The sequence below is a fragment of the Prevotella sp. AM34-19LB genome, from assembly GCF_003468525.1.
Lineage (GTDB): Bacteria > Bacteroidota > Bacteroidia > Bacteroidales > Bacteroidaceae > Prevotella.
The window spans coordinates 1-6,843 of record NZ_QSIG01000082.1; the positions used below are offsets into that span (position 1 = coordinate 1).

Sequence of the window (6,843 nt, forward strand, 5' to 3'; positions counted from 1 at the left end):
ACTTCTTGAACTGGGTGTATCCATATCCGTCGGGATGCTCCTTCTTGTATGACTCGTGCAGGGCTTGAATGGTGAGGTAGCGGTTATGCGACAAGTCTGACACATATTCAGGCAACAGCCCGTCCAGCACCTGACGTTGGGAAGATGGGGCTGCTGTGGGTTTGGACAACTGGAGGAAAGATTCTATTTCCCCGTCACTCATGCGGCCTATCACGCCATAGGACAAACCTTGGGAATCCGCCAAGGTCTTGTAACGGTTCAGTACGCCACGTCCCATGTGTAGTTGCTCGCAAATGGTGCGTTGCGGTATTTTTGCCGCTAGCATTTGAAATGAACGTTTTAATTTGCTCATGTTTACATTACTTTGTGCCATATCTATACAGATTTAAAAATTCTTCTGCAAAGATAGGCGGTTATTATTATACATGAGCAGAACTTTACATCTTTTTGGTACCGATTGGGGCGCTATGATGGTACCGATTCAAGTGATACGATGGTACCGAATGCAGTGCTATGATGGTACCGATTCATGCGCTACAGTGGTACCGATTCGCCGATACTGTCAAATTTTAGCCATCACTTAGCAGCGCCATTGATTTCCATGCGATATTCAGCAGGAGCAAGATGGATGGTGCGCAACCATTCAAAGTAGTACCATTCCGTAAAACCCTCACAATAGATTTTGACGGTATATTCAAGCGGTCTCTGTTCCATGTTAACCTCCTTTCTTATTCGTCAATAAATATACTGCCCAACTGAGGCTTTGCTCCCAACTTACCTGCTCTGTAAGCATTGAGGATGGACACTTCCTTATGGAGACCGAAATCTTTGGCACGATAAATCTCTGTCGCTCCCGATTCGTTTTTGCTGGCAAAATACACCATATCCCTGCGGATAAAATCCTCGTCAAGAAGCATAAGACTATGAGTAGAGAATATCAATTGTGCCCGGTCTGAATTTACAAGGAATGTCTTGATAATATGGGTGAACAGGTCGTAATGCAGCGAGTTCTCCAACTCATCACACAGCAATGTCTGATTGTTTTTGATAAGTGTAAATAGCAATGCCGACAAACCGTACATACGGTTGGTACCTTCCGATTCCACCATGTTAGAAAGACTTCCCGTATAGAAAGGAGTCTTGTGGGTGAAGAACAATTCTTCTGTAGATATGCTCTTGTCCTGAGGTTCCGAGATATGTAAGATTTTTGCTATCTTTCTGAACTTCTCCATTGCTTCCTCAGAAACCTCACCTTTTTCTTCCTTGATGTATAAGTCGGAAATGTTGAAATCAGCCTTTTCAAGCATCTCGCAGATAAACTTCTTGCTGTCAGCATCCAATCTTACCACATCGTTAGCTAACTGTCCAAGATTATCATTCTTGCTGAGCAAAGGCATGAACTCGCTTTCAAAATAATTGAAGACTTTGTCAAGTTCAACATTCTTTTCAACGTTTGCATTCTTATAGGTTGTGAGTACCGTAGCATTGGAAATGCAATTTGACTCTATGAACAGTTTCTGTGTTGCAGACAACTTCAGCAATGGTCCGAAAGAAATTGAAGAATTGCTCTTGTCCTCATTCCAAGTACGCTCATAAAAGAGCGCACGGCGGTTATTGGGATAGAAGTACAGTTCTTCCTTATAAATCTTTTGGTTGTTCAAGGCAACGGAATATTCATATCTGACATCACCAATATAGAAAATCAATTCAAATGATGAGTTTCGGTTTCGGCTATCCTCATCCATCATGAATGGTGTCAGTCCTGTGCCTGTACCAGGTTTCTTGGAACGACTTGCAACCAAATAAAAAATGAACCAAGCCAAAGCTTTGAGGATGTTGCTCTTGCCAGATGCGTTTGGTCCGTAAACAACACCCAATTTGGAAATGCGAACACCTTTTATTTTAACAACAGCGTAGTCTTCATACGTTTTGTCAGCAGAAGCCGTAAAATCCAGCGTCTGCTCTTCTCTTATAGAAAGGAAATTCTTTACTTTAAATTGTAATATCATATCTTTCGTGCTTAAATTCGTAATTCTTTTGCAAAAATACAAAGAAAAGATGAGATATGCAGTTTTTCAGCATTAAATTTAAGAATATTTTTCAGAAAATCCGGCATGATAAAGGAATAAGTCTTTCAAGCATCGCAGATAAGGAAAACAGACGCATTTCATTGACAGGTCGTAACCCATTAGTGTCCCGTAAAAATCGGGACACTAATGAGTTCAAAAGGGAAACAGACATTCTTTCGCCATGCTCGTATAGGTCATTGAGAAATAGTACACAAAACTATTGAGACCGTTCCTTTATCGGTCTCGTCTGAAATCGTTGCGTCCGTCACCATGCCACCATGCGCCCAGGAAGGCGAGGATGGCACGGAAAACGACGTAGATAACGATGAGGTCAACAAATTCATTCATAAGCTTGATATTTAGCGAGTTATTCAATATATATTTACAACCGGAATGCCCAAACAGTTGGCTTTCTTGAAAGTGTAGTAGGTTCCACCCTTCTCTCTCCCATCATAGAAGGCAATGAGGAGGGATGCATTCTCAACCATGAACTCGTCTCGGTCAAGAAAACATCGGGTGTAATAGTATTCTGAAAGGATGATCACCTCATCTGCTGAAGCCATCAATCCATCATAAACCATCCTATCGCTGGGCTTGAACCTATCTGCCTGACCTCTGAAAGGCATGGCTGCGGTAAGCGTCATTCCTGGACAGGAAGGTTTCAGAGACTGCACAATCTGGGCTGCCATCAAGTCAATACCGATGGCGAATCCCGAAATAAAATTACTGATGCCATGCTCATAAGCTTCGAGGATGGCTTTGTTCAATCGCTCTCTTATAACCTCCTGCTGAGAGAAGTTGTAAAAGCGATGGCCTGTAAAGGCTGCCGAAACAGCCTTATCAAACTTTATCATGTTCTTTCTTTTCATTGCTGTACATATTTATATGATGTCTTGCCGAGGAAAATGCCGTTTGTTACGTGCGCCCCTACTTGTTCCAATTGTGCAGTGTAGGCACAGAATGAAGTGCCGGTAGTGACCACATCGTCCCAAATGCAGACTATTTTGTTTTTGAAGAAGTTAGCATCCACCTCTATATTATTCTTTTCCTTCAAGCGCTTTGCTCGCTCTTCCTTCTTGACCTTTGTGCCATGAACTGCGGTACGTTCGCCAACAACCTTGACATGAGAAAAGCCGTTGATTGCTCCTGAAAACTTGCAGACAAGTTCAGAAAAGTTCTTGTTGCGTGCCTCGTTACGCTCCTGGCTACTTGCAGGAACGCAAGAGAAGACAACGCTGCGAACCTTACGACCAAACTTCTTGACAAGCATCTTTGCCACGCACTTCGCCACATCAGCATGGTTTCGACCATCCTTGAAATCATAGATAACCTGGCGGTCGAAGAAAGCATCCATACCGATGTTCTTGATACGTACCGGATAATAGCGGAAAAAGCTGCTCAACTCCTTATCCTCCTGTCCCTTGATGTAAACCTGTACCATGTTCATTGCTTTAAGTGTTGTTACTTGGCAGGTAGCAGCCATCAACCACTACCCACCGAGAAAAATGTTTTCAATCGTAAAGTCTGCTGAGGAAAGCCTGCAACTCTCTGTCGAAGATTTCAGAAAGCTGACATGGTTGGAATGGCTTTCTCTGCTCCACTCTGACCTTGCCGAGTCCGAACTTGGTTGCGTCCAACTCCACGCTTGCCATTTCATTGGCAGAAATGTAGCTGTACTCAGTCTCAGCCAGACCTACAACGATGCCAAAGAGCACAAAATCATCATTTTCTCGCTGTCCTTCAAGAATGTACCAGCGAGCGTTGCCGATGAAAAACACTGCGATGCAAACTGCATCCTTCTTCTTGCTATCCTGGGAATAGAGCGGATAGTCCTGCATTGCCTTCTCCAATTCTGGAGTAATCAGGCGGTTGTTGAAATCTTTTGCCATAGTCTCTAAATTTTTTCTCCCTTTCGTTAAGTTCTTTCGGACTTGGGATCGGGAAGCTTTTTCTGCTTTTCAAAGTGCGTACAAGGCAATAAGGCAAGTCTGACGGGAAGAATACTCTTTTGCATGTTTCATGGAAAAGGAAGATTGTTACCGAATCACGACTTGCTATTTGCCAGATACGCGATAACTTTGCAGAAAAAGAATCCCGAAATCCCAAAGACGATACGGAAGCAAAGACTTCTGGTTTCAGTAAGAAGAATATAGTATAACTGGGAATGACTGAAGGGATAAAAAAAGCTGGGTGGGAATAGTCCAAGCAAGTATCAACAGTTTAAAAAGCCAGCGTGTTGTTCCTTCGTAAGTCGATATAATCGGCCTGCGAAAGAACAACACCCTGGCTAACTGTTCATGCTTACTGGACTATGGTGTGGGCGAAGATTATAAAGAAGGAAAGCCGAAAGATTTATAAGGAAAGACAGAATGCCTATAAAGAGGAAGACCAGGATATTATAATAAGGTGGAAGGGAGGGAAAATGAAGGAGGATGCTGTGAGCCAGTGCCCTTCTCGACGAATGGACATGCAGTAGTGTCAAACTGATTAAGTGGGAATCGCTTGCGTCCCACCTACTCAGTTTGTAAGATACCGCATGTCGTTTCGTGGGCACCTTCCGACTGAGGGGCTTTGCACTTACGTCATGCTCTGCTGACATAAATGCAAAGTCTATCAGGTGGAACTCCAGTAGCATCCTTCATGGCGTGGGGCGAAGCATTATCAGGGAAAATCAGCCGATTATCACTATTAAAACAGCTCATTTTGGTTAAAATCCGCATGTTTATACCATTTTTTTTACTGCTACGCAAAAAGATTTCGCACTATTTTTGTATCTTTGCACCCGAATTAGACAAATAAAAAGTAAAAATATAAAAATCCTATACGGAAATGAATTTAAATATGCACATAACATCACAATCATTCGTTCAGAGCTATCGACGCTTTGAACGGAATAGTTATGTACATACATCAAGTACATCAGATACAGCCGGTATAGGATTCCCAGATCATTATTCGCATAGTTATTTCTATCGGGCATCGTAGCAGCGTGCCCCAAAGAGAACAAAGATAATATTGAAGAGTTGGAGTTTCCTTGCCGGGAGAATCCAACTTTTTCTTTTTAGCCAAATGCTTGCATCTGCTCTGACAAGGCGAGAAAAAGCTGGATAAAATCCAACCATTTTTTACGTTTAAAATGAAAGAACTATGCCAGCAAATAAGAATGCCTTAATAAGGTACAAAACTATAGACAACTGTTTAAGAAACAGATACAGAAGATGGACTCTCGATGATCTCGTGGAAGCATGCAGCGATGCTCTCTACGACATGGAAGGAATCACCAAAGGAGTATGCGCCAGAACTGTTCAGATGGACATACAGATTATGAGATCTGACAAACTTGGCTACAATGCTCCTATCGAAGTTTATGATAGAATATACTACAGATACGCTGATCCAGACTACTCTATCACTGAAATGCCTTTATCCATAGAGGACTGTAAGCTGATAAAGAAGGCTATCATTCTTCTTGAAAACAAGAAGGATAAGAACAACGAAGACACCATCCAGGTGCTCAACAAGGTACAGGATAGACTCAAATCTATTCTGAACTTTGTGTAAGGATAAAGGAGGGAAATTATGAACGAACATCAACGAGACATCGTCTTACAAGAAAGCTAAAAGGCTTCTTTTCTAGCAAAACTGCCTGAAGAGAAGCCTTTCTTATGTGGAGCTTCAAGTAGGATTCGGACCTACGACCTGCTCATTACAAGGGAGCTGCACTACCACTGTGCTATTGAAGCATTTGGGAGTTTGATGGGGATCGAACCCACGACCACCAGAGCCACAACCTGGCACTCTACCAACTGAGCTACAAACTCCATATAAACTCCAGATGGATTCGAACCACCACCTCCAGATCTGAAATCTGGTATGCTACCAATTACACCATGGAGTTGTTTTTTTAACTTGTCGCCCCAGAAGGAATCGAACCTTCGCTAACAGGACCAAAACCCGTTGTGCTACCATTATACCATAGGGCAAGTTGAGTTCGGGAGGTAGGACTCGAACCTACGAAGTCATCAGACAGCGGATTTACAGTCCGCCCTCGTTGCCACTGGAGCACTCCCGAATTTTAAAGTGGAGCCTCGTGGAGTCGAACCACGTTCTCGGGATTTTCAGTCCCGCGCATACACCAAGTCTGCCAAAGCTCCTTATTGATGTTGCCCCAGATGGAATCGAACCACCACTTACAGATCCAGAATCTGCCGCACTACCGTTATGCGATAGGGCAAGTTTGCGGAGGCTAAAGGATTCGAACCTTTGAGACGTTGCCGCCTGCCGGTTTTCAAGACCGGTGCAATAGACCAACTCTGCCAAACCTCCAATGTTGTGACTCGTGAGAGACTCGAACTCCCGACACCGACGTTCGTAGCGTCGTGCTCTGATCCAACTGAGCTAACGAGCCAATGTGCGGAAGCAGAAGGATTTCGCTGAGAATCGCCTGACGCTCGGCATAATCCAAGCAAGCTTGGCTTCTGCGCTCGCTGAAGGCGATTTCGAACCTTCGGAACCTTTCGGTTCGGCACGTTAGCAGTGTGCTGGTTTAAGCCGCTCACCCATACTTCCTTGTTTTGACGATGCAAAGGTAGAAAGGGAGAGTGAAGTCTTTTTTCGTAGCCCTTAATTCCGCAACACTATAGTTTAACATTATTTATAAGTGCCTGAGCAACAAAAAGTTGCCCAGGATTTTGCCATGTCAGAATTTTCACTTACCTTAGTGTTGCGAAAAGAAGACAAGCAAAACTCTAATATGACATGCAAAGATACAAAT

General features: G+C 43.3%; 6 protein-coding genes, 8 tRNA genes and 2 pseudogenes. 2 read left to right on the forward strand and 14 right to left on the reverse strand.

Going from position 1 to position 6,843, the window contains the following annotated elements:
- The 6 genes and pseudogenes from DW830_RS14830 to DW830_RS14850 form a co-directional block, all read right to left on the reverse strand.
- Window positions 1–325: pseudogene (locus tag DW830_RS14830) on the reverse strand (IS21 family transposase); the annotation flags it as partial.
- A gap of 251 nt (window positions 326–576) precedes the next feature.
- Window positions 577–714: a hypothetical protein gene (locus DW830_RS15980; RefSeq protein WP_158573520.1), complete on the reverse strand. Its 138-nt coding sequence runs from the start codon at window positions 712–714 to the stop codon at window positions 577–579.
- 14 nt (window positions 715–728) lie between these two features.
- Window positions 729–2,009 carry an AAA family ATPase gene (locus tag DW830_RS14835; protein WP_119250430.1) on the reverse strand — a complete coding sequence of 427 codons (1,281 nt, stop codon included), beginning with the start codon at window positions 2,007–2,009 and terminating at the stop codon, window positions 729–731.
- Window positions 2,010–2,440: 431 nt separating this feature from the next.
- Window positions 2,441–2,923 (reverse strand): SLOG family protein, encoded by a 483-nt coding sequence (locus DW830_RS14840; protein WP_233544577.1) that lies wholly within the window; start codon window positions 2,921–2,923, stop codon window positions 2,441–2,443.
- 11 nt (window positions 2,924–2,934) lie between these two features.
- Window positions 2,935–3,516: a ribonucleotide-diphosphate reductase subunit alpha gene (locus DW830_RS14845; RefSeq protein ID WP_119250433.1), complete on the reverse strand. Its 582-nt coding sequence runs from the start codon at window positions 3,514–3,516 to the stop codon at window positions 2,935–2,937.
- 64 nt (window positions 3,517–3,580) lie between these two features.
- Window positions 3,581–3,958 carry a DUF2958 domain-containing protein gene (locus DW830_RS14850; protein ID WP_119250432.1) on the reverse strand — a complete coding sequence of 126 codons (378 nt, stop codon included), beginning with the start codon at window positions 3,956–3,958 and terminating at the stop codon, window positions 3,581–3,583.
- Window positions 3,959–5,216: 1,258 nt separating this feature from the next.
- Between DW830_RS14850 and DW830_RS14855 the strand changes: the two are divergent.
- Window positions 5,217–5,496, forward strand: a pseudogene (locus DW830_RS14855) (hypothetical protein); the annotation flags it as partial.
- Window positions 5,497–5,737: 241 nt separating this feature from the next.
- On the opposite strand, the gene DW830_RS14860 reads toward DW830_RS14855, so the two are convergent.
- The 8 genes from DW830_RS14860 to DW830_RS14900 form a co-directional block, all read right to left on the reverse strand.
- Window positions 5,738–5,812, reverse strand: a tRNA-Thr gene (locus tag DW830_RS14860).
- A gap of 5 nt (window positions 5,813–5,817) precedes the next feature.
- Window positions 5,818–5,890 (reverse strand) — tRNA-His (locus DW830_RS14865).
- Window positions 5,891–5,981: 91 nt separating this feature from the next.
- Window positions 5,982–6,052, reverse strand: a tRNA-Gln gene (locus DW830_RS14875).
- 7 nt (window positions 6,053–6,059) lie between these two features.
- Window positions 6,060–6,141 (reverse strand) — tRNA-Tyr (locus DW830_RS14880).
- Window positions 6,142–6,150: 9 nt separating this feature from the next.
- Window positions 6,151–6,223 (reverse strand) — tRNA-Phe (locus DW830_RS14885).
- A 9-nt stretch (window positions 6,224–6,232) separates the two neighbouring features.
- Window positions 6,233–6,303: transfer RNA gene (locus DW830_RS14890), tRNA-Gln, on the reverse strand.
- A 6-nt stretch (window positions 6,304–6,309) separates the two neighbouring features.
- Window positions 6,310–6,395: transfer RNA gene (locus DW830_RS14895), tRNA-Ser, on the reverse strand.
- A gap of 7 nt (window positions 6,396–6,402) precedes the next feature.
- A tRNA-Arg gene (locus DW830_RS14900) sits at window positions 6,403–6,477 on the reverse strand.
- A gap of 3 nt (window positions 6,478–6,480) precedes the next feature.
- Here DW830_RS14900 and DW830_RS17005 point away from each other — a divergent pair.
- Window positions 6,481–6,603, forward strand: a complete 123-nt coding sequence (locus DW830_RS17005; protein WP_255415647.1) for a hypothetical protein — start codon at window positions 6,481–6,483, stop codon at window positions 6,601–6,603.
- The last annotated feature ends 240 nt before the right edge of the window (window positions 6,604–6,843 follow it).

Bases quoted from the DNA above. Each gene is read 5' to 3' on its own strand.
- DW830_RS15980 (WP_158573520.1), bottom strand. From the start codon at position 714: ATGGAACAGAGACCGCTTGAATATACCGTCAAAATCTATTGTGAGGGT.
- DW830_RS14850 (WP_119250432.1), bottom strand. From the start codon at position 3,958: ATGGCAAAAGATTTCAACAACCGCCTGATTACTCCAGAATTGGAGAAG.
- DW830_RS14845 (WP_119250433.1), bottom strand. From the start codon at position 3,516: ATGAACATGGTACAGGTTTACATCAAGGGACAGGAGGATAAGGAGTTG.
- DW830_RS14840 (WP_233544577.1), bottom strand. From the start codon at position 2,923: ATGATAAAGTTTGATAAGGCTGTTTCGGCAGCCTTTACAGGCCATCGC.
- DW830_RS14835 (WP_119250430.1), bottom strand. From the start codon at position 2,009: ATGATATTACAATTTAAAGTAAAGAATTTCCTTTCTATAAGAGAAGAG.